At 62.9% G+C, this 21,963-nt stretch carries 21 protein-coding genes; 12 read left to right on the plus strand and 9 right to left on the minus strand.

All coding sequences use genetic code 11. The features are described from left to right. Positions 1-24 precede the first annotated feature (24 nt). Positions 25-1,284: an amidohydrolase family protein gene (locus ESZ60_RS12435; RefSeq protein ID WP_134681048.1), complete on the minus strand. Its 1,260-nt coding sequence runs from the start codon at positions 1,282-1,284 to the stop codon at positions 25-27. Positions 1,285-1,363: 79 nt separating this feature from the next. Here ESZ60_RS12435 and ESZ60_RS12440 point away from each other — a divergent pair, with 79 nt between their 5' ends. Then, on the plus strand, positions 1,364-1,765 hold the full coding sequence (locus ESZ60_RS12440) for a nuclear transport factor 2-like protein (RefSeq protein WP_134681049.1): 402 nt from the start codon (positions 1,364-1,366) through the stop codon (positions 1,763-1,765). Here the strand turns inward: ESZ60_RS12440 and ESZ60_RS12445 are convergent, their stop codons facing one another. Continuing rightward, on the minus strand, positions 1,766-2,470 hold the full coding sequence (locus ESZ60_RS12445) for a GntR family transcriptional regulator (protein WP_134681051.1): 705 nt from the start codon (positions 2,468-2,470) through the stop codon (positions 1,766-1,768). Positions 2,471-2,632: 162 nt separating this feature from the next. Here ESZ60_RS12445 and ESZ60_RS12450 point away from each other — a divergent pair, with 162 nt between their 5' ends. From ESZ60_RS12450 to ESZ60_RS12470, 5 genes are read left to right on the plus strand one after another with little or no spacing between them, the layout of a single operon-like run. After that, on the plus strand, positions 2,633-3,469 hold the full coding sequence (locus ESZ60_RS12450; protein ID WP_134681053.1) for an ABC transporter ATP-binding protein: 837 nt from the start codon (positions 2,633-2,635) through the stop codon (positions 3,467-3,469). Continuing rightward, positions 3,466-4,239, plus strand: coding sequence for an ABC transporter permease (locus tag ESZ60_RS12455; RefSeq protein WP_134681055.1), 774 nt, complete (start codon positions 3,466-3,468; stop codon positions 4,237-4,239). The genes ESZ60_RS12450 and ESZ60_RS12455 overlap by 4 nt, the downstream gene beginning before the upstream one ends. A 17-nt stretch (positions 4,240-4,256) precedes the next feature. Continuing rightward, the gene (locus tag ESZ60_RS12460) at positions 4,257-5,285 is read left to right on the plus strand and encodes an ABC transporter substrate-binding protein (protein WP_134681057.1); all 1,029 of its coding nucleotides are present in this window, start codon (positions 4,257-4,259) and stop codon (positions 5,283-5,285) included. A 49-nt stretch (positions 5,286-5,334) separates the two neighbouring features. Then, entirely contained in the window at positions 5,335-6,879 is a 1,545-nt protein-coding gene (locus ESZ60_RS12465; protein ID WP_245155685.1) for a gamma-glutamyltransferase family protein, read from the plus strand. A 13-nt stretch (positions 6,880-6,892) separates the two neighbouring features. Beyond that, the gene (locus ESZ60_RS12470; RefSeq protein WP_134681059.1) at positions 6,893-7,531 is read left to right on the plus strand and encodes an aspartate/glutamate racemase family protein; all 639 of its coding nucleotides are present in this window, start codon (positions 6,893-6,895) and stop codon (positions 7,529-7,531) included. 5 nt (positions 7,532-7,536) lie between these two features. On the opposite strand, the gene ESZ60_RS12475 is transcribed toward ESZ60_RS12470, so the two are convergent. The 7 genes from ESZ60_RS12475 to ESZ60_RS12505 all read right to left on the minus strand — a co-directional run bounded on the left by ESZ60_RS12475 (position 7,537) and on the right by ESZ60_RS12505 (position 15,559). Beyond that, positions 7,537-8,514: an ABC transporter ATP-binding protein gene (locus ESZ60_RS12475; protein ID WP_134681061.1), complete on the minus strand. Its 978-nt coding sequence runs from the start codon at positions 8,512-8,514 to the stop codon at positions 7,537-7,539. After that, positions 8,511-9,575, minus strand: a complete 1,065-nt coding sequence (locus tag ESZ60_RS12480) for an ABC transporter ATP-binding protein (protein WP_134681063.1) — start codon at positions 9,573-9,575, stop codon at positions 8,511-8,513. The genes ESZ60_RS12475 and ESZ60_RS12480 overlap by 4 nt, the downstream gene beginning before the upstream one ends. A gap of 3 nt (positions 9,576-9,578) precedes the next feature. Continuing rightward, the gene (locus tag ESZ60_RS12485) at positions 9,579-10,457 is read right to left on the minus strand and encodes an ABC transporter permease (RefSeq protein ID WP_134681065.1); all 879 of its coding nucleotides are present in this window, start codon (positions 10,455-10,457) and stop codon (positions 9,579-9,581) included. Between the two features lie 3 nt (positions 10,458-10,460). After that, positions 10,461-11,414, minus strand: coding sequence for an ABC transporter permease (locus ESZ60_RS12490; protein ID WP_134681067.1), 954 nt, complete (start codon positions 11,412-11,414; stop codon positions 10,461-10,463). A gap of 111 nt (positions 11,415-11,525) precedes the next feature. Further along, on the minus strand, positions 11,526-13,127 hold the full coding sequence (locus ESZ60_RS12495; protein ID WP_245155686.1) for an ABC transporter substrate-binding protein: 1,602 nt from the start codon (positions 13,125-13,127) through the stop codon (positions 11,526-11,528). 310 nt (positions 13,128-13,437) lie between these two features. Beyond that, positions 13,438-14,568, minus strand: a complete 1,131-nt coding sequence (locus tag ESZ60_RS12500) for a zinc-dependent alcohol dehydrogenase family protein (RefSeq protein ID WP_134681069.1) — start codon at positions 14,566-14,568, stop codon at positions 13,438-13,440. 73 nt (positions 14,569-14,641) lie between these two features. Further along, positions 14,642-15,559: a LysR family transcriptional regulator gene (locus tag ESZ60_RS12505; RefSeq protein ID WP_134681071.1), complete on the minus strand. Its 918-nt coding sequence runs from the start codon at positions 15,557-15,559 to the stop codon at positions 14,642-14,644. Positions 15,560-15,737: 178 nt separating this feature from the next. Between ESZ60_RS12505 and ESZ60_RS12510 the strand changes: the two genes are divergently transcribed. The 6 genes from ESZ60_RS12510 to ESZ60_RS12535 are packed head-to-tail and all read left to right on the plus strand — an operon-like array spanning position 15,738 to position 21,927. Next, entirely contained in the window at positions 15,738-16,937 is a 1,200-nt protein-coding gene (locus tag ESZ60_RS12510) for an ABC transporter substrate-binding protein (protein ID WP_134681073.1), read from the plus strand. Between the two features lies 1 nt (position 16,938). Next, on the plus strand, positions 16,939-17,718 hold the full coding sequence (locus ESZ60_RS12515; protein ID WP_134681075.1) for an ABC transporter ATP-binding protein: 780 nt from the start codon (positions 16,939-16,941) through the stop codon (positions 17,716-17,718). After that, the gene (locus ESZ60_RS12520; RefSeq protein ID WP_134681077.1) at positions 17,715-18,419 is read left to right on the plus strand and encodes an ABC transporter ATP-binding protein; all 705 of its coding nucleotides are present in this window, start codon (positions 17,715-17,717) and stop codon (positions 18,417-18,419) included. Before ESZ60_RS12515 ends, ESZ60_RS12520 begins: the two co-directional genes overlap by 4 nt. A gap of 1 nt (position 18,420) precedes the next feature. Continuing rightward, entirely contained in the window at positions 18,421-19,308 is an 888-nt protein-coding gene (locus tag ESZ60_RS12525) for a branched-chain amino acid ABC transporter permease (protein WP_134681078.1), read from the plus strand. A 3-nt stretch (positions 19,309-19,311) separates the two neighbouring features. Further along, positions 19,312-20,310 carry a branched-chain amino acid ABC transporter permease gene (locus ESZ60_RS12530; RefSeq protein ID WP_134681079.1) on the plus strand — a complete coding sequence of 333 codons (999 nt, stop codon included), beginning with the start codon at positions 19,312-19,314 and terminating at the stop codon, positions 20,308-20,310. Between the two features lie 24 nt (positions 20,311-20,334). Next, on the plus strand, positions 20,335-21,927 hold the full coding sequence (locus tag ESZ60_RS12535; protein ID WP_134681080.1) for a GMC family oxidoreductase: 1,593 nt from the start codon (positions 20,335-20,337) through the stop codon (positions 21,925-21,927). Positions 21,928-21,963: the final 36 nt, after the last annotated feature.

Raw genomic sequence — 21,963 nt, forward strand, 5'->3', positions numbered from 1 at the left:
ATCTCAAACTTGAAATCTGATATATCAAATATCAGAGGGCTGTAAAGATGAAAATCCCGGGTGGCAGATCCTTGCGCTTGGGCGCTGAAAGCTTAGGACGCCCGATTTGAAACCCATTGCCGGAGGGACGATCCCGGCGAATGCCTCGCCGACCGAAACGGCGTCCAATACGACAAGATCCGCCCGGTCGCCGATCCGCAGACCGTAATCCCGCAAGCGAAGGATGCGGGCGGCACCCGAGCCGATCATCTCCATGCAGGGCGCGAATCCGTCCGGCCCGATCCGCATGGCATTGGCGTAGAGATTGGCGATCCGCAGTAGCGAGCAGTCGCCATAGGGGGTAAACGGGTTCATCACATTATTCGTCGCGACCGATACCGTGACCCCTCTCTCGGCAAGCAGGTGGACCGGCGCGATTCCGCGGGCCGACCGAAAGGCCTGAGCGCCGCCATTGAGATAAAGATCGGTCGAGGGCAATGCCGTCACCGACACCCCGGCCGAGGCAAGCAGGTCGGCGTAGCGTGTGATCGCCGCATCACCCATGGCGGCAAGCTTGGTGACATGGCCGATATTGACACGTCCCTGCCAGCCATGACGGATCGTCGCCTCGCAGATCGCATCCATATGGCTCCAATTTGGGTCCAGGTCGAAATCTAGATGGAAATCCAGATCGACATCATGCGCGGCCGCCATGTCGAACAGCCGGACAATCTGGGTTTCGGGTTCGGCATCGGTATAGGGGCAACCGCCCAGAAGATCCGCGCCGCGGGTCAGGGCCTGATGCAGCAATTCCTCGGTGCCGGGATCATTGGTCAGCCCTTCCTGCGCAAAAGCGCAGATCGAGAGATCCAGCGCGAACCGGTATTCCTCGCGCAGACGCAGGACCGCCTCAAGGCTGCGAAGCCCCGCCCGGGGATCGACCTCGACATGGCTGCGCATGTGCATCGTGCCCTGCAGGATCGCCGCCTCGATGACTTTTGCCGCACGTGCGTGGACATCCTCGGGGGTGAAGTGCCGCTTCATGGCCGAGACCTCGGCCACGGCCTGCGCGAGGGTCGTTCCTTGGCCGCAGGCGCAGGTCAGCCGAGCCTTGTCCAGATGGATATGGGTCTCGACAAAGCCGGGCAGAACCAGCTTCCCCTCCAGATCGATCCGCTGCAGGACATGCCTGCAATCCGTCGGCAGCGGAACGAACCGTCCCTCCCGTATCGCCAGATCGCGCAGATCCGGACCATCGTCCAGACGCGCATTGGCAAGCAGCAGGTCAATCTTGTCATCTGGCATCCGGATCTCGCCTTCACGTTATCTTGCGATAAAACTGTATGCAGTTATTGTACATCATTGCAATGAATGGAGCATGGGAATGACGCAGAAAGCAGAAACTGACCTGCAAGCGGTCAAGGATTACCTGGATGCCTCGATGGCTCCGGATCCGAAGCGCGCGGCGCGCTATGTCTCGCCGGAATTTCGGTGCCGCTTCACGGGCAATCGCGAATTCGACACCCCCTCGGGGCCAACCACGTTCAATGCGGCGCGGTATAAATGGGTCAAGAAGCGGATCGAACGCTACGACGTCGTGCCCGGTGAGCAAGAAACCATCGTCTATAGTCTTGGCTATCTCTACGGCGAATGGCCCGATGGCACGCCGTTTGACCATAACCGCTATGTGGATCGCTTTGTCGTGCGCGATGGGCTGATCCTGAACACGGATGTATGGAACGACAGCGCGGAGTGGATCCTGGACCCAAGCTGCGCGCGGCGCTGATCAGTCCTCGGCATAGGGTTGCAGGATGCTGACGAGGTCGCGCGCCTGTCGCCCTTCGCCGCCGAGAAGCGCCCGCGACGCCACGGCCTCGAGATGCTCTGCCATCATCTGGCTCGCCTTGTCTGACGGGCCGGTGCGGATCACCTCGATCAGCGCAAGATGTTCATTTATAGCGCATTCCGACGAGTGAGGCCGCCCCAGAGATGACAGAGACAACCCGGCGCGGTAACAGATTTCCGTGACATAGCGGATCAGGATCGGCTTGCGCGTCAGCTCTGCTAAGCGGATGTGGAATTCGGTCGCAAGCCGGATCGAGGCCCCGTCAGGGCCATGCCGCGCCGCATGCTCCGCCTCGACAATGGCCTTGAGTTCGGCCACCTGCGGATCGGTCAGAGTGCCCGCGAGATGCTGAACCACCTGCCGCTCCAAGGCCACGCGGATATCGAAAATATCGCGTGCGTCCGAAGGCGTCGGGGCCGAGACCGTGGCGATGCGGTTGCGGCGCAATTCCACCAGACCCTCGGCGGCCAGTTGTCCCAGCGCGTGCCGCGCGATGGTACGGCTGACGCCAAAGCTTTCGCCCAGCGAATCTTCGGGCAGTCGGTCGCCGGGCATCAGCGCCGCTTCAAGGATCGCGCGGCGGATGCCTTGGCAGATTTTCCCGAAACGGTCGCCATCGCCGCTGCGGGCCTTGCTTGCGGTCATTGTCTTCCTCGGTCGCCGTCCTGCCCAAATCGCATGCAGTTGCGCGCCAAATTTCGGCAGCGCGCGAATTGCCTGAAGGGGAAAGTAATCCCTTATTGCCGGAATGCGAAGCCTCAATTTAAGCATGCGATAAGTGCATGCACTTTGCCGAAAGGGAGGCTGATGGATATTGCCGAAAGCAGCATACGCCCGCGTGACGCGGTCGAACTCTCCCGCGCTTCGGTCGCCTTTGGACGGGGCGAGGCTAAGGTTCATGCGTTGCAGCCGACCGACCTGCGTCTTGCCGAGGGCGAGTTTCTCGCGCTGGTCGGTCCTTCGGGTTGCGGCAAATCCACCATCCTCAAGCTTGCGAGCGGACTTTTGCGGCCGAGCAGCGGGAATGTCATCGTCGGCGGGCGCGAAGTCGCCGCCAGGGCGCTGCGGGTCGGCATGGCATTTCAGAACCCGACCTTGCTGCCCTGGCTCACGATCGAACGGAATGTGATGCTGCCCTTGAAGATCGTGCGCCCCTTTCGCAACGAATACCGCCTGAAGCGCAAGACCGAGTTCCGCGACAGGGTACATGCGTTGCTGGACGATGTCGGGCTGTCGAAATTCACCAATCATTATCCCTGGCAGCTTTCGGGAGGGATGTTGCAACGGGCGAACCTTTGCCGAGCGCTCATCCATGAGCCAAGCCTTCTGTTGCTTGATGAACCCTTCGGGGCGCTGGATCAGTTCACCCGCGAAGAGCTATGGGGCACGATGCAGGCGCTCTGGATGAAACGCCGCCCCACGGTCATGCTCGTGACCCATGATCTGAAGGAGGCGGGCTTTCTTGCCACCCGCATCTGCGTGATGAGCGCGCGTCCAGGCCGCATCATCGACGACAGGCCTGTCGAGTTCCCTCGTCCTCGCACGGTCGAAATGACCTTCATGCCTGATTTCGTCGCCCTGAACCAACGCTTGCGCGAACGCATCATTGATGCCCGCTCGACGCAGATCGCAGAGGTCGGATGAGTTACCCGCTTCGTCGTCGTCTTTGGGCCGCCGCGCTCATCCTGGGGTTCTTTGTTCTGTGGGAGGTGCTCTGCCTTGCGCTGCAAGTCTCGGACCTGATCCTGCCGCGGCCCAGTCAGATCCTTGCCACCTTGTTTTCGCGGATGGATGTGCTGTGGCCGCATATCCTGCAAACGCTGTGGACAACCATGATCGGGTTTGCCTTGGGCGTAATCGTCGGTGTCGTGATCGGTGCGCTGATCGGAACATCTCGCATCGCCTATGACACGGCTTATCCCTTGCTGATCGGCTTTTCCTCGATCCCTAAGGTGGCCGTCGTCCCGGTGCTGGTGCTGTGGTTCGGGGCGGGACCGCTGCCCGCTGTCCTGACGGCGCTGGCCATGTGCTTTTTCCCCATCGTCGTGAATATCGCGACCGGACTTGCCTCGACCGAACCCGAGCTCGAGGATGTTCTGAAATCGCTCGGCGCCAGCAAGATGGATCTGCTCCTGAATGTCGGCCTGCCGCGGACCATGCCGTTCTTTTTCGCCTCGCTCAAGATCGCCGCGACCTTTGCCTTTGTCGGCACGGTACTGGCCGAGACGGTCGCCTCGAACAAGGGGATCGGGAACGTCATGATGTCGGCCTCGTCGAATTTCGACGTACCGCTGGTCTTTGCCGGGCTCTTCATCCTCGCCTTTCTTGGCGTCGCCCTCTACGTCGTCTTTTCGCTGATCGAGACGCGCTTCGTGGGCTGGGCCAATCGCAAATCGGACTTTGCTTCAACCTGATCCAGAGGAATCTGCCCATGCTGCACAGAATGATCACCGCCTTTGCCGTCAGCCTTGGGCTGGGCGCCCCCGCGCTGGCCGAGACGGATATCCGGTTTACCCTGGGCTGGAAGACCCAAGGCTCGGACGCGCCCTTTCTGCTGGCGCTCGACAAGGGCTATTTCAAGGAAGAGGGGCTGAATGTCACCATCGACCAGGGTGAAGGCTCGGCCGCGACGGTGACCCGCATCATGTCGGGGGCCTATGATGCGGGTTTTGGCGATATCAATGCGATCATCCAGAATGCAGCGACCCGTCCGGAAGAAACGCCGGTCATGGTCTATCAGCTTTGGAACAAGCCACCGTTCACGATCGTCAGCAAGAAGCAGAGCGGCATCGAAAAGCCCGCGGATCTGGAAGGCAAGAAGCTTGGCGGTGCGCAGGGGACGCCGACGACTCGCCTGTTGCCCGTTCTGGGCCGCGTGAATGAACTCGACATGGGCAAGGTCGCGGTCGACAACATGGCCCCGAACCTGCAGGAGCCGATGCTGATCAAGGGCGATATCGACGGCGCGCTCGTCTTCAACATCACCAGTTGGTTTAACCTCGTGAACAATCGCCAGGACCCGGCCAAGGATTACAACTGGCTGAATTTCGGCGATTTCGGTCTGGATCTCTATTCGAACGGAATGATGGTCTCGAAAAAGCTGATGGCCGAGAACCCCGAGGCGGTGAAGGGCCTCGTGCGCGCCGTCAACCGCGCCGCGATCGAGATCGGCCGCGATCCAGAGGCCGGAGTCGCCGCGGTCACCGCCTATGACAACCTGGCCAAGCCGGATCTGGAAAAGGCGCGGATGCTGTTTTCCTATGACAATCTGATTATCTCGGACGAGGTTGCGCGTCTCGGCCTTGGCGATCTGGACGATGCCCGGCTGGAACGCTCGATCGAGATCGTGGCCGAAGGTTACGGGCTTGAAAACAAACCCGCCGCCGCCGCCGTATTCACCCGCGATTTCCTGCCTGCGCGGGACGAGCGCAGCCTTGACTACACGCCCGCGAGCGAATGAAACATCGTGACCGGACGCGGGCTTTCCAGGCCCTGAGGCAGGATATGGAATGAAAAGACCCGTTTGCGAACCCATGGTCGCCAGTCCCCACCCGCTGGCGACAATGGCGGGGTGCGAGGTGCTGCGCCGGGGCGGCAATGCCGCCGAGGCAGCCCTGGCGGTGGGGGCCGCGCTTGCGGTCGTCATGCCGCATTTCTGCGGCCTTGGCGGCGACGGGGTCTTTCTGCTGTCGGATCGCAGCGGGTTGCATCGCGCCATGCTTGCCATCGGTCAGGCGCCGCAGGTCTTGCCGGAACTGCCCGATGAATTGCCGCTGCGCGGGCCGGGGTCGATGCTGACGACGGCCTGCGTCGTCGATGGTTGGGACAGGCTGCTCGCGCATGGGCGCAGCCATTGGGAGGGCCGCGCCACATTCGACCAGCTTGTCGCGCCGGCTCTTGCGCTGGCGCAGGACGGTTTCACGCCTTCGGCATCGCAGCGCTTCTGGTTGGACTACCGGGCGTTGGAATCGGCCGCTTGGCCCGGCTTTGGCACGGCCTTTGGCGATGCGACGGGACATTTCCGGCAGCCCGGACTGGCGGGGCTCCTGCGTCTCATGGCGGCGGACGGCCCGCGCAGCTTTTATGACGGCGAAGCCGCGCGGCTGATCGCTGAGGGCCTCTCGGATGTGGGCTCCTGCCTGACCGCGCAGGATTTGGCCGCCACCCGAACCCGCGAGGTCGAACCGCTGGCACTGGACTATCGCGGCCTGACCCTGCTTGCGCCGCCGCCGCCGACGCAGGGGCTGACGACGCTGCAGATCATGGGCATCCTCGGCCAGTTCGACCTTTCGGGGGACGAGGCCGCGCGGATGCATCTGCTGGTCGAGGCGGTGAAACAGGCCTTTCTGGACCGCGCCGAAATCGCCGAGGGGATGGCCGAGGGCGATATCGCGCGGCTCTTGTCTTCGGACCATCTGGCACTGCGCGCGGCCAAGATAGATGCGGAACGGGCAATGCCCTGGCCACGGCCCTGCCAGCATGGCGACACGGTCTTTTTTGCGGTCACTGACGGATCGGGCAACGCGGTCAGCGCGCTGCAAAGCACATATTTCGACTGGGGCAGCGGTGTCGTTCTTGGCGATACAGGCGTCCTCTGGCAGAACCGAGGATCGGCCTTCGCGACAGCTGCGGGTCATCCCAACCGGATCGAACCGGGCAAGCGGCCCTTCTACACGCTCAATCCGGGTATCGCATTGCGGGACGGGATGCCGCATCTGCTTTACGGCACGCAGGGCGCGGACGGCCAACCCCAGACGCTGGCCGTGCTGCTCTCGGCGCTGATTGATGCGGGTCTTCCGCCCGACGAGGCATTGGCCATGCCGCGCTTTCTTTTGGGGCGAAGCTTTTCGGACAGTCGCGACAGCCTGAAGCTGGAAGCCTCGCTTTCTGCGCAGACCTTCTCGACCCTCTCCGCGCTTGGCCATGAGACCACCACCCTGCCGGCGCTCTCGCCGATCTTCGGCTGTGCGGGCGCGATACAGATCATGCCCGAGGGCAGAACCCTTGGCGCCCATGACCCGCGGGGGCAGGGCAATGCATGTGCCGTGACGTGATGGGCGAAAAGACATGATCGCGCTCCTCAATCCCAATCGCTCGGCGCAGGTCACCGCCGCCATGGTGGGCATCGCGCAGGAAACCTGCCCCGACATCGCCGTCACTGGCCTGACCGCCGATTTCGGGGCGGCGCTCATCACCGACCCCAAGGCCCTGGCGACCGGGGCAAAAGCCGCTTTGCAAATGGCGCGTGCCTTGCCATTCGCGGCACGCGGGATCATCGTTGCCGCCTTTGGCGATCCGGGTCTCGATGACATACGCGGAGGTCTCGATCTGCCGGTGACCGGCATTGGCGAGGCCAGCTTTCTCGAAGCATCGGCCGGGGGCCGGCGCTATGCGATTGCGACCACAACGCCGCTGCTTGATGCGGCGATCCGCGCCCGGGTAGAGGCCAGCGGAACCGGGTCAGCGTTCATGGGCTGTTTTTATACGCAGGGCGATCCCGCGGAACTGACCTCTCGCCCCGAGCGTCTGAGCGAGGCCTTGGCCGAGACGATACACATGGCGATCGAGAATGGCGCCGAGGCCGTGATCGTCGGCGGCGGCCCCTTGGCCTTGGCGGCACGGGCGCTGGCCCCGGACTTCAATGTCCCGATCATCGAACCGGTCCCCGCGGCGATGCGGCGCATGCGGCTGCTCTTGGGGCTCTGAAACGGCTATTGCGCCGCGATATCCTGTTGCGCCAGCAGGCACGAGACATGGCGGCGCGGTCCAAGGCTCACGACCGGCGGCAGATCCGCCCGGCAACCCGGTTGTGCATGGGGACAGCGCGGCGAGAAGGAGCAGGCGACAGGCTTGGCGTCGAGGGCCGGCGGCACGCCCGGGATCGCCTCGAGCCTTTCTCCGGGCGCGGCATCGTGCAGATTTGCGGCCAGCAAGCCCTGCGTATAGGGATGACGCGGATCCCTGATGATCTCATGCGTGCTGCCCTCTTCGATGATCTGACCCGCATACATCACCGCGATCCGGTCCGATATTTCGACGGCCACCCCGATATCATGCGTCACGAAGATCACCCCCATGCCGAATTCCTTCTGCAATTCGCGCAGCAGCAGCAGGATCTGGATCTGCACCGTGGCGTCCAGCGCCGTCGTCGGCTCGTCGGCCAGCAAGAGACGCGGTCGGCAGGCAAGCGCAAGCGCGATCATGGCCCGCTGACGCATCCCGCCCGACAGTTCATGCGGGAAATTCGACATTCTCCGCTCGGGCGAGGGGATGCGCACGCGGCGCAGCATGTCCAGCGCGGTGGCCCGCGCCTCGGCCCGGCTGACGCCTTTCTTGCGGCGCACGGCCTCTGCGATCTGGTCGCCGATGCGATAGACCGGATCCAGCGCCAATGCCGGTTCCTGAAAGACCATCGACACTTCGCCGCCGCGATATTCTTGCAGTTTCCGCCCCGAGAGGGCCAGGATATCGGCGCCATTAACCGTAATGCCGCCCTGCACTCGGCTGCGGGCGGGTGGCAGCAGGCGCAGCAGGGTCTTGAGCGTGACCGATTTGCCCGAGCCGGATTCACCCAGCAGCACCAGCATTTCGCCTTGTTCCAGACGCAGGCTGAGGTCATTGATCGCATGGATCGTCTGCTCGCCATGGAAGGTGACATTCAACCGGTCGAGTTCGAGAAGCGCAGTCATCGTGGCAATCCCTGGGGCATGAAATCCTTGCCGGACAGGCTGTGGCCCGAGGCCGGATCGTGGATATGGCATGCCGCGCAATGCGCGCGGCTCTCGCCAAAGCTGCGCAAGACCGGCTTTGTCGTGGCGCAGATCGGCTCTCCATAGCGGCAGCGTGTGTGAAAGCGGCAGCCTGCAGGCGGGTCGATCGGGTTCGGCGGATCGCCCGAAAGCGGCGGAACCAGCGTCCGCCGGTCCGGATCCATCGAGGGCATCGCCGCAAAGAGCGAGGCCGTATAGGGATGGGCCTGGGCGGCATAGACCTCGTCCACGGGGCCGATCTCGACCACCTCGCCCAGATACATGACCAGCACCCGATCCGAGATATAGCGAACCACGTTCAGGTCGTGGCTGATAAAGACATAGGTCAGCCCAAGATCGCGGCGCAGCTCGTTGAGAAGGTTCAGGACCTGCGCCTCGACCGACTTGTCCAGCGCCGAGACCGCCTCGTCCAGCACGACCAGACGCGGCGACATCGCGAGCGCGCGGGCGATATTGACCCTCTGTCGCTGGCCGCCCGACATTTCATGGGGATAGCGTCCGGCAAAGCGCGCAGGCTCGAGCCCGACGCGCGCCATCATGTCTCGCGCGCGCTCGACCGGTCTGTCGAGACCGTTGATGCGCGGCCCGAAGGCGATGGAATCCTCGACCGTCAGGCGCGGATTGAGCGAGGCGTAACTGTCTTGGAACACCATCTGGATGCCGCGCCGCAATTCGCGCAGGGAAAGCTCTTCGCCCAATTGTCGGCCGTCAAAGATGATCTCGCCCTGATCCGGCGGGATCAGCCCGATCAGCAGGCGGGCGGTCGTGGATTTGCCGCAGCCGGATTCGCCCACAATGCCAAGCGTCTCGCCCTTGCGCACCTCGAATGAGACACCGTCGACGGCATGGACCGTGGCGACCTGACGGCCCAGGATGCCGCCCTTGACCGGGAAATGCTTGCGCAGGTCACGGCAGGTGACAAGCGGCTGCGCCGGACCGCCGATATCGGGCAATGTGTCGGGAAGGGGCTCGGGGGTCATGGCTCACTCCTTGACGTTCATCGCGCTGCGCAGCCCGTCGCTCAGCAGGTTCAGGCAAAGCGACGTGACAAAGATCATCAGCCCGGGCAGGGCCGCGACCATCGGGTTCATGTAGATGGCGGTGCGCAGCGTGTTCAGCATCAGGCCCCATTCCGGTTCGGGCGGCTTCACACCCACGCCCAGAAAGGACAGCCCCGCGGCGAGGATCATGCAGACCGAGGTCAGGGACGAGGCATAGACAAAGATCGGCCCCAGCACGTTCCCCAGGACATGGACGCGCATGATGGTCAGGGCATTCCCCCCCGACGCCCGCGCTGCCTCGATGTAATCCGCCGATCTTACCGCCGAGGTCACGCTTTCGGCGACCCGTGTGATAGGGGGGACGAAAACGACGCTGAGCGAGACGAGGCTGTTCAGGATCCCCGCTCCGAGTGCCCCGGAAATGGCGATGGCGAGCAGCACCGAGGGAAATGCAAAGAACACGTCGATGCTGCGCATGATGAGCGTATTGACCCGCCCACCGATATATCCCGCCACGATGCCCAGGGTGGAACCGATGAAAAAGGCGATTGCGACCGGCATCAGGCCGATCATCAGGGTCAGCCTGCCGCCATAGATCAGCCGCGCCAGCATGTCGCGGCCCTGCTCGTCGGTTCCAAGCGGATGCCCGGCGGTGCCGATCGGCTTCAGCCGGGCGACCATCGAGGCCTGATAGGGGTCCTGGATGGGAAGCAGCGGCGCGAATATCGCAGAAAGCACCAGGGCCGCCAGGATGGCAAGGCAGAGGATCGCGACCCGGTCCCGCATCAGGCGTCGCGCCACGCCAGCCCAGTAGCCGCGTCGCTTGAAAGCCGGGGCGCGTTCGATTTCGGCAACGGCCATGGCTCAGCTCCTCTGGATGCGGGGGTCGATCGCCGCTTGCAGGATGTCCACGACGAGGTTGGCTGCGACGAAAAACATCGCGAGCGTCAGGATCGTGCCCTGCAACAGCGGCAGGTCGCGCTGGAAGATCGCATTCGACAAGAGCATTCCCGAACCGGGCCAGTTGAATACCGTCTCGATCAGGATCGAGCCGCCCAGCAGCGCGCCAAGCTGCAATCCCATGACCGACAGCGCCGTCGCAGCGGCATTGCGGATGACATGGATCAGCACATCCAGATTGGACAGGCCCTTGGCGTAGAGCGCCTGAACGAAATCCATCCGGTAGATGTCTCCGACCAAGGCGCGCACCGTGCGGGACACGATGCCGATCGGGACCACGGACAAGGTGAAAGAGGGCAGAAGCAAGTGCCGGACATGCCCCCAGTCCCAGGCCCAGCCATCGCTGCCCGCAGGTCCCGCACCCATCGCCGGCAGCCAGCCCAGCTTGACGGAGAAGATGATGACCAGCACCATTCCCAGCCAGTAGTTCGGCAGGCTCACCCCAGCGATGGCGGCCGAGGTCACCGTCTTGTCGATCCAGCTGTCGCGGAAATATCCCGCGATAAAGCCCAGCAGCAGACCGACGGGAAAGGCGATGGCCGAGGCCGTGGCAGCCAGAAGCAACGAGTTCTGGACCGCGCGCCAGACCTCGGCAGCGACCGGCCGTCCGGTCGCGATCGACCGACCGAGGTCGCCCTGAACAAGATTGCCCAACCACAGCAGGAACTGGACCGGCAAGGCGCGATCCAGCCCATAGGCGGCGCGCATTGCGGCCTGCTCCTCGGCCGTCGCATCAACGGCCATGATCGCGGTCAGGGGGTCGCCGGGCGCGATATGGACGAGCAGAAAGCAGATCACACTGACCCCGAACGCGACAGGCAGGACGAGGATCAGGCGGCGGATCATATAGGCAAGCATCAATCTGGTCCGTCTGGCTGGGTGCGGCGGTCGCAGAGGCGGAAATGACAGATCCGCCTTGCGCCATTCCCTTGCGGAAGGGCCGGACGCAGGGCCCGGCCATCCGGTGTCCTATTCCATCGTGATGGTCGAGAATTCCTGGTTCCAGCTTTGCGCCTGGCTGAACCCCTTGACCTTGGGGCTCATCGCGCGAGGCGCCACGTCATGCGCGACCATCAGGAAAAGTGCGTCATCAACGAATTTCTCATGCACCTTCTTCAGGACGGCGCTCTGGGCCTCGGGATCGAACGTGTCGCGGATCTCGGTGAACAGGGCCTCCATTTCGGGGTCGCAGTAGTGCCCCCAATTCGTGCCGTTCGGCGCGACCAGGCTGCATTGCAGATGCCGGATGAAGCCCACGAACGGGTCCTGGATCGAATAGGTGAAGTTGATCGACTGTGCCCCTTCGACCGAAGGATCCGTCGTGCCCGCGCGCCACAGGTTGATCATCTGGTTCCACTCGACCACCATGAACTCGACGTCGATGCCGACCGCGGCAAGGTTCTGCTGGATATATTCGTTCATCGGCAAGGGCAGCATCTGGCCCGAGCCCGAAGGCGAGATCAGCGCCTTGACCTTGAGCCGGTTCTCGGGGCCGTATCCGGCCTCTTTCAGCAGCGCCATGGCCGCCTCGGGATCATATTTGACCTCGAATTCAGGTGTGCCGAACCAGGGCGAGGATGGAGGCATGAAGCCCTTGGCCGGGATCATCAACCCACCCAGCAGCACGCTCAGCCCGTCGCGGTCGACGGCAAGGTTCGCGGCCTTGCGGATGCGGATGTCCTTCCAGGGAGAGCCGTCCTCCATCGAGAGGTGCCAGGTCCAGTTATGGGGATATTCGTTCTGGGTGATGGTGAAGCCCTGACCCTGCATCATCGGGACCATGTCGGGGGTCGGAGCCTCGATCCAGTCAACCTGCCCTGAAAGCAGCGCATTGGCCCTTGCATTGGGCTCGGCCAGCGGGATCAGGACCAGCTTGTCCAATTTGGGTACGCGGGCCTGATCCCAATAATCCGTGTTCGGGACCATCTCGGCCTTTTCGCGCGGCACAAAGCCGGTCAGTTTCCAGGGTCCGGTGCCCGAGGGCTTGGCGGCGACGGCCTCCCAGCTCTTGCCTTGGGCCTCCCAATTCGCAGGGGATGAGATCATGAACCACGCCAACTGGTAAGGCAGCGTGGCATCGGGTGATTTCGTCACGATCTCAAGCGTATGCGCGTCAATGGCGCGGTAGCTCGCGACGGCGGGAATGCGCGACTTGCCCTGCGCGGCCTGACGCGGATCGTATTGTGGCGACTGGTCATTCAGGAGCTTGTCGAAATTCCACACGATATCCTCGGCCTTGAGGGTCGCGCCGTCATGGAATGTCACGTTCTCGCGGATCTTGAAGATCCATTTCGTCTTGTCCTGGGCATCCACCGCCCATTCGGTCGCCAGTCCCGGCACCAGTCCCGAGGCGTGATCGGTCGCCGAGAGGTCCCAGTTGATCAGCGCGTCATAGACCGTATAGCCCATGAACCGCATCCCCTCGCCGCCCTGGTCGGTCTGTCCGGTGGTGAGCGGTATGTCCGAGGCGGTCATGCCGATGCGCAGCGTGCCTGCGGCCATGGCCCCTCCGGCCGCCACAAGGGACAGCGCGGTTGCGAATGCGAGACGTCTTGCGATTCCGATCATCATCTTTCCCTGTCCTTCTGCTTATGGGCGCAGTCTCGCGGCCGGATGCTGCGACGTCACAGTTCGGAACGGGCCGAGAGGGCAGGATGCAGGCTTTGCCGCCTTTTCTTGCAGCAGTGACAAGCGGTTGCTATAGGCCTTTGCTGCGAAAGGCTCTGTCGGCCGGAATAAGCCCGTTGAGCCGTGCCGACGATTCGCCCGCCATCATCCAGTCGAGAACCAGCCAGGGCATGTCCTCGCCAAAGGCAGGTCTTGGCTAAAATCGCGGGATGGGGGCTGACCCCTTGCGGCGGATGATTGTGGCTCTGGGCCGCTAGCCGGGGAATTCGATGACTTGCCGCACGGCTTCGCCAAGATGCAGGCGGTCAAAGCCCTCGTTGATTTCGTCGAGGCGGATGCGGTGGGTCATCAACTTCTCGACGGGCAGTTTTCCCCGCTCGAACAGGCGCAGAAACCGCGGGATGTCGCGTGCCGGAACGCCTGATCCGAGGTAGCTGCCGCGCAGCGAGCGCTCTTCGGCCACGAGGGTCAGCGGCGAGATGTTCAGGACCGCGCTCGGATTCGTCAGCCCCGCCGAGATTGTCGTGCCCCCACGTCGGGTCAGGGCGAAAGCGGATTCCAGCGCGCGGGCCGAGCCGGCGAATTCCAGCGCGGCATCGACCCCGCCCTGCGTGGCCTCCCGCACCTTTTCGATCAGGTCGGGGTCTTTGGCGTCAAAGCAATGGGTTGCGCCAAATTCCTTTGCCACGGCCAGCTTGGCGTCTAGCGTATCCACCGCCACGATGGTTTCCGCGCCCGCGGCGACCGCGCCCAGAATGGCGGCGAGCCCGACCCCGCCCAGACCAATGACGGCGGTTCGGTTCCCCGGATGGACCGCTCCCATGTTGAAGACCGCGCCAGCCCCGGTCAGGACTGCGCAGCCCATCAGCGCCGCAATATGCAATGGCACATCCGAGTCGATCCGCACCAGACTGCGGCGCGAGATCACCGCATGGGTCGCATAGCTCGCCACTCCGGTCATGTGATGCACGGGCTGCCCGTCGCGCGACAGCCGGGTCCCGCCGCCCAGCAATTCGCCCTTGCCATTGGCTGCCGCAGCCGGCTCGCAGAGCGCCGGACGTCCGGATTGGCAGGGCGCGCAATGCCCGCAGGACGGGACGAAGACGAAGACCACGCGATCCCCGGGGGAGAGGTCGGAAACGCCATCTCCCAAAGCTTCGACGATGCCGGCCCCCTCATGGCCCAGAACCATCGGCACCGGGCGCGGGCGATCGCCATTGATGACCGAAAGATCGGAATGGCACAGCCCTGCCGCGGCGATCCGGACAAGCACCTCGCCCTGACGCGGAGGGGCCAGGTCCAGTTCGGAAATGGTCAGCGGCCGGGTCTGGGCATAGGGGCCGGGTCCTCCGATTTCCTCGAGAACGGCGGCGGTGATCTTCATCCATCCCTCCTGAAAAGAGGCACGCCTCCCGCGCCCGATCTGGCCAGAGTGATGGCATCCCGGTCATGGCCGGTCAATCATGCATGCCCTGCGGCTCGGCAAGGATGAGATCCTTTGCCCGCGCCGCCATGCCTGTGCCGAGAAACTCGATCACCGCCCCGGCCCATCCCATGACCCGCACGTCACGGTGACAGGTCAGCCAATAGGTCCGGGTCAGGCGCACCTTCTCTGGCAGGACGATCTGAAGCCCCGGATATTTCGCGGCGATGAAATGCGGCAATACGCCAATGCCCAAACCATTGCGCACCGCGGCCAACTGATTGAAAACGCTAGAACTTTTTACCGTTGCCCGCAGCGAGGGATGGATCTCGCCCAGATAGTCAAGGCCGGGGGCAAAGATCATTTCCTCGATATAGCCGATGATCCGATGCGAAAGCAGGTCGGCGGGGGTTTCGAGCCGCGGCATCGACCGCAGATAGTCAGGCGTCGCGTAAAGATGCAGCGTGTAATCGGCCAATGGCTGCGAGCGATAGGGGCCGCTCGTCACCGGGTCAAGCGTGACCCAGATATCCGCCTCGCGCCGCGACAGGGACAGCACCTGCGGCATGGTGATGATCTCGGGTGAAAGCTGCGGAAAGCGCGCAAGGAAATCGGGCAGAAGCTGGGTCGAGAACAGGCTGGCGAAGCCCTCGGGCATGGCCAGCCGCAAGGAGCGGGCCTGACCAGAGCTTGCGCTGCGGTCGATCGGCAATTGCCGCGCGACTTCCTCCATGCGCTCGGCGGTTTCAATGAGGCGCTGGCTGGCAGGTGTCGGCTCGTAGCCATGCGGATTACGCTCGAACAGACGTGTATTCAGCGCCTGTTCAAGCCGGTCGATGCGCCGCGAGACGGTGACATGCGAAGTGCCCAAGACCCGCGCCGCCCGCGAAAGCTGTTTTTCGCGGATGACGGCCAGAAAGAATTGCAGATCGTCCCAAATCAGGTGTGACATGTGTTCATAAATGTACAGGCGATGTATGAAAATTAACCCTTCTGAACACTTGTGTCAAAGCAGCTTTGCTTGCATCGTTGATGATATGGGGCGCTAGGGAGAAGGGCCTCTGATCAAAAAATGCCTCGGGCCGATGGGCAATGCGCCGACGGGACAAGAGGCGACCTTGGGAGGAAATATGCGACACTTTCTGCTGACCACCGCTGCGGTGGGTCTTGCTGCCACGCCTGCTTTGGCCGATCTTTCGGATGGCAAGGTCAAGATCGGCATCCTGAACGACCAATCGGGCGTCTATGCCGATTTCGGCGGAAAATACTCCTATGAGGCCGCCAAGATGGCGGTCGAGGATTTCGGCGGCAAGGTGCTGGATGCCCCCATCGAGGTCGTCACCGCCGACCACCAGAACAAGGCCGACATCGCCTCGAATATCGCGCGGCAATGGTATGACACCGAGCAGGTGGACAGTATCATGGAGCTGACCTCTTCCTCGGTCGGGCTGGCGGTGCAGGCGCTGTCCAAGGAAAAGAAAAAGATCACCATCAATACCGGCGCCGCCACGACCGAACTGACCGGGGCGCAATGCTCGCCCTATGGTTTCCATTGGGCCTATGACACCCATGCGCTGGCCGTGGGCACCGGGGGCGCGCTGGTCAAGGAAGGCGGCGATAGCTGGTTCTTCCTGACCGCCGATTATGCCTTTGGCTATTCGCTGGAAGAAAACACCGGAAATTTCGTGAAATCGCAGGGCGGAACGGTGGTGGGCGCAGTGCGTCACCCGCTGGCCTCGACGGATTTCTCGTCCTTCCTGCTGCAAGCGCAAAGCTCGGGGGCCAAGGTCATCGGCCTTGCCAATGCGGGCATGGACACCCAGAACACCATCAAGCAAGCGGCTGAATTCGGGATCACGCAAGGCGGCCAGAAGCTCGCCGCGCTGCTGTTCACGCTGGCCGAGGTCCACGGGCTTGGCCTTGAGGCCGCCCAAGGCTTGAACCTGACCGAAAGCTTCTATTGGAACCGCACCCCCGCGACCGCCGAATTCGGCAAGCGGTTCAAGGAACGCACCGGCGCCATGCCGAATATGGTCCATGCCGGAACCTATTCGGCGGTGACGCAATATCTTAAGGCCATTCAGGCGGCGGGCTCGGACGACCCGGATGCCGTTTCGGCCAAGCTGCATGAGCTGCCGGTGAATGATGTCTTTGCCGAGAATGGCAAGGTCGCGGCCAATGGCCGGATGATCTCGGATGTCTATCTGATGGAGGTCAAGAAACCGGCCGACGTGACCGAGGACTGGGATTATTACAAGGTTCTGGCCACCATTCCCGGCGATCAGGCCTATATCGACCCCGCCCAAAGCGGCTGCCCGCTGGTCAAGTAAGATGAATGCAATTTCTGCCGCGACGCAGGACCAGCCACGGGTGGTGTTATCCGCCCGTGGCCTTGGCAAGGATTTTGGCGGGTTCACCGCCGTCAACGATGTTGATCTGGATGTCGAACATGCCCGCATTCACGCGCTGATCGGGCCGAACGGGGCGGGAAAGACCACCGTCTTCAACCTGCTGACCAAATTTCTGCAACCGACACGGGGCAGGATCACGCTGCTTGGAACCGACATTACCCGCACGGCCCCCGATAAGGTGGCGCGCATGGGGCTGGTGCGGTCGTTCCAGATCTCGGCGGTGTTTCCGCATCTGACCGTGCGCGAGAACGTCAAGGTCGCGCTGCAGCGTCCGAATGGCCTTGCGACGCAATTCTGGCTGCCGCTTTCCGCGCTGGACCGGCTGAACGCCCGCGCCGATGATCTGATCGAGCGTCTGGGGCTGGCCCCCTATCGCGACCACCGCGCCGCCGATCTGTCCTATGGCCGCAAGCGCGTGCTCGAGATCGCGACCACCTTGGCCTTGGACCCCGAAGTTCTGCTGCTCGACGAGCCGATGGCGGGGATGGGCCAAGAGGATGTGCAGATGGTCGCCCGCATCATTCGCGATGTCGCGACCGAACGCGCCGTGCTGATGGTCGAGCATAACCTGAACGTCGTCGCCGATATCTGCGATCATGTCACCGTGCTGCAAAGGGGCGAGATCATCGCCCAAGGCGATTACGCGACGGTTTCGTCCGATCCTCGCGTCCGCACCGCCTATATGGGGACTGACGCATGAACGCGCCGCTTCTGAATGTATCCGGCCTGCAGGCTTGGTATGGCGAAAGCCATGTCCTGCATGGCGTCGACCTGCATGTCGCCGAAGGCGAGATGATCTGCATTCTCGGCCGCAATGGCATGGGCAAGACCACGACCCTGCGCGCGATCATGGGCATCCTGCGCAAGCGCAGTGGCCAGATAGCTTTTGCCGGGCAGGACATGATGTCGGTGCCGCTGCATCGCAGTGCCCGTGCCGGTCTGGGCTTCATCCCCGAGGAACGCGGCATCTTCGCGACGCTGACGGTCGAGGAAAACCTGATGCTGCCCCCAAAAGTGGCCGAGGGCGGCATGTCGGTCGAAGAAATCTACGATCTTTTCCCCAACCTCAAGGAACGCCGCAACAGCCCCGGCACCAAGCTGTCGGGGGGCGAACAGCAGATGCTGGCCTTGGCCCGCATCCTGCGCACCGGCGCGCGCTGCCTGCTGCTGGATGAACCGACCGAGGGGCTTGCCCCCGTCATCATTCAGGCCATTGGCGAGGTGCTGGTGAAACTGAAACAGCGCGGCATGACCGTGGTGCTGGTCGAGCAGAATTTCCGCTTTGCCGCCAAGGTCGCCGACCGCTTCTACCTGATGGATCACGGACGCATGATTGCCGATTTCCCGGTCGCCGAGCTGCCGCAGCAAATGGACATGCTGCACCGAGAATTGGGGGTCTGAGATGACAATGATCTTTGGCATCCCGCTGCAGGCGCTGATGGGACAGCTTCTGGTGGGCCTGATCAACGGCTCATTCTATGCGCTGCTGTCCTTGGGCCTTGCGGTGATTTTCGGCCTGCTGCGCGTCATCAACTTTGCTCACGGCGCGCAATATATGCTGGGCGCCTTCACCGCGCTGCTTTTGCTGACGGTGGGCGGCATCAATTACTGGCTCGCGCTGATCCTTGCGCCCTTGATCGTGGGGCTCTTTGCGGCACTGGTCGAACGCTCGATGCTGTCGCGACTTTACAAGCTTGATCCGCTTTACGGGCTTTTGTTCACCTTTGGCCTCGCGCTCGCGATCGAGGGAACCTTCCGCTATTTCTACGGCGCCTCGGGCAAACCCTATGCCGCGCCGCCGCAATTGTCGGGCGCGGTCAATCTGGGCTTCATGTTCCTGCCGATCTATCGCGGCTGGGTCGTGATCGCTTCGCTTGCGGTCTGCATCGCGGTCTGGCTCTTGATTGAAAAAACCAAGCTGGGGGCCTATCTGCGCGCCGCCACAGAAAATCCGGTTCTGGTGCAGGCTTTCGGCGTCAACGTGCCCCTGCTTTTGACGCTGACCTATGCGCTGGGGGCCGGGCTTGCGGGTTTTGCCGGAGTGCTGGCCGCGCCGATCTATCAGGTCAGTCCGCTGATGGGCTCGAACCTGATCATCATCGTATTCGCGGTCGTCGTGGTGGGAGGGATGGGGTCGATCCTTGGCGCCATCGTCACCGGCTACCTTCTGGGCGTCGTCGAAGGGCTGACCAAAGTCTTTTACCCGGAAGCCTCGAATATTGTCATCTTCGTCATCATGGCGATCGTCTTGATCCTGCGGCCTGCGGGCCTATTCGGAAAGGAGGCCTGACAGATGGCCGGAAAATCCGAACCCATCGCTGGCGAACATGTCGCGATCCATCCCAAAGCTGGCCAGATCCAGCTTGCGCTGGTGGCCGTGGCGCTGGTGCTGGCCGTGCTCGCACCACAGTTCCTGTATCCGATCTTCCTGATGAAGCTCTTGGCATTCGGGCTGTTTGCCTCGGCCTTCAATTTGCTTCTGGGCTATACCGGCCTGCTCAGCTTCGGCCATGCCGCTTTCTTCGGAGGCGCGGCCTATTTCACCGCCCATGCCGTCAAGGTCTGGGGCTGGTCGCCCGAGGCCGGGCTGCTGCTTGGCGTCCTTGGCGCGGCGGCTTTGGGGCTGGTCATGGGAGCCATCGCCATCAGGCGTCAGGGCATCTATTTCGCGATGATCACGCTGGCTCTGTCGCAGATGTTCTTCTTTTTCTGCCTGCAAGCCCGCTTCACCCACGGCGAGGACGGCATCCAATCCGTGCCGCGCGGTCATCTGTTCGGGCTGATCGACCTCAATGACTCGATGAACATGTATTATTTCGTGCTGGCGGTCTTTGCGTTTGGGCTGATCGTGATCTGGCGCTTCGTCAATTCGCCCTTTGGCATGATCCTGAAATCCATCCGCGAGAACGAACAGCGGGCGGTGTCGCTCGGCTATTCGGTGGCGCGCTACAAGCTGGCGGCTTTTGTCATGTCGGCGGCTCTGGCGGGGCTGGCGGGTGGCCTCAAGGCGCTGATCTTCCAATTCGCGACCCTGACCGATGTGGCATGGCAAATGTCGGGCGAGGTGATCTTGATGACGCTTCTGGGCGGCATCGGCACGCTGGCGGGGCCGATCTTTGGCGCGGGGCTGGTCGTGACCTTGCAGAACTATCTCGCGACCTCGGATTTCCCGGTCACGATCATCACCGGCGTCGTCTTCATGGTCTGCGTGCTGCTGTTCCGCCGTGGGCTGGTGGGCGAGTTCTTTGCCTCGAAGCTGGGGCGCAGGCTGGGTTTCCGCGCGCAGTCCTGAACTGCGCGCGACTTGGAGTAAACAATGGAAAGCTACGATTTTATCGTCATTGGCGCGGGCAGCGCCGGATGCGTGCTGGCCAATCGCCTGAGCGCCAATCCCAAGAACCGTGTGCTGCTGCTGGAGGCGGGCGGGCGCGACAATTATCATTGGGTCCATATCCCGGTCGGCTATCTTTACTGCATTGGCAATCCGCGCACCGATTGGGGTTTCAAAACCGAGGCCGAGGCGGGTCTGAACGGCCGCTCGCTGCTTTATCCACGCGGGCGGATTCTGGGTGGCTGCTCGTCGATCAACGGCATGATCTATATGCGCGGACAGGCTGCGGATTACGATCATTGGCGGCAGATGGGCTGCGCCGGCTGGGGATGGGACGACGTGCTGCCGCTGTTTCGCGCGCAAGAGGACCATTATCGCGGCGCGGATGACGCGCATGGCGCGGGCGGCGAATTGCGGGTCGAAACCGCGCGCGTGCGTTGGGCGGTGCTAGACGCCTTCATGGCGGCCGCCGAACAGGCCGGTATCCCCCGCACGAATGATTTCAACCGCGGCGACAATGAAGGCGGCGGCTATTTCGACGTGACCCAGCGCAAGGGCTGGCGCTGGAGCGCGGCCAAGGCTTTCCTGCATCCGGTCATGTCGCGCCCGAACTTGCGCGTGTTGACCGGGGCCGAAGTCGAGCGGCTGGTGATTGAGGCGGGCGAAGTGCGCGGCGTCATCTATCATCAAAACGGCCAGCGCATCGAAGTCGGGGCATCGCGCGAGACGATCTTGGCCGCCGGTTCGATCGGCTCGGTCCAGATCCTAGAGCATTCCGGCATCGGGCGGGGCGACGTTTTGCAAGCGGCAGGGATCACGCCGCTGGTCGATGTTCCCGCGATTGGCGAGAACCTGCAGGACCATTTGCAATTGCGGCTGGTTTATAAGGTCAAGGGCGTGCCGACGCTGAACGAAAAAGCCTCGCGCCTGATGGGCAAGGCGTCGATCGGCCTCGAATACCTGCTCAAGCGTTCCGGGCCAATGTCGATGGCACCAAGCCAGCTTGGCATTTTCACGCGCTCGGGGCCGGAAAAGGAAACCCCCGATCTGGAGTTTCACGTCCAGCCGGTCAGCCTCGACAAGTTCGGCGAGCCGGTCCATCCCTTCCCGGCCATGACAGCTAGCGTCTGCAACCTGCGTCCTGAAAGCCGTGGCTCGGTGCATGTCAGTGGACCCGATTTCCGCGCCCATCCCGCGATCCGCCCGAATTACCTTTCGACTGCTGCGGATCGGCAAGTTGCGGCGCGCGCAATCCGACTGACCCGGAAAATCGCCGCGCAGCCCGCCTTCAACCGCTTCGATCCCGAGGAGCATCTTCCCGGCATCGCCTTCCAGACCGAGGATGACCTGATCAAGGCCGCAGGTGCTGTCGGCACCACGATCTTTCACCCGGTCGGCACCTGCCGCATGGGCGCGGATCAGGCATCGGTCGTCGACCCGCAATTGCGGATGCGCGCGCTTGGCCGTTTGCGGATCGCGGATGCCTCGGTCATGCCGACCATCACCAGCGGTAACACGAATGCGCCGACGATGATGATCGCGGAAAAAGCCGCGAAGATGATCTTGGCGGGCGGATAGGCCGGGCGGGCGCATCCGAATGCGACGTCCCCGCCG

Source organism: Paracoccus ravus, from assembly GCF_004522175.1.
GTDB lineage: Bacteria > Pseudomonadota > Alphaproteobacteria > Rhodobacterales > Rhodobacteraceae > Paracoccus > Paracoccus ravus.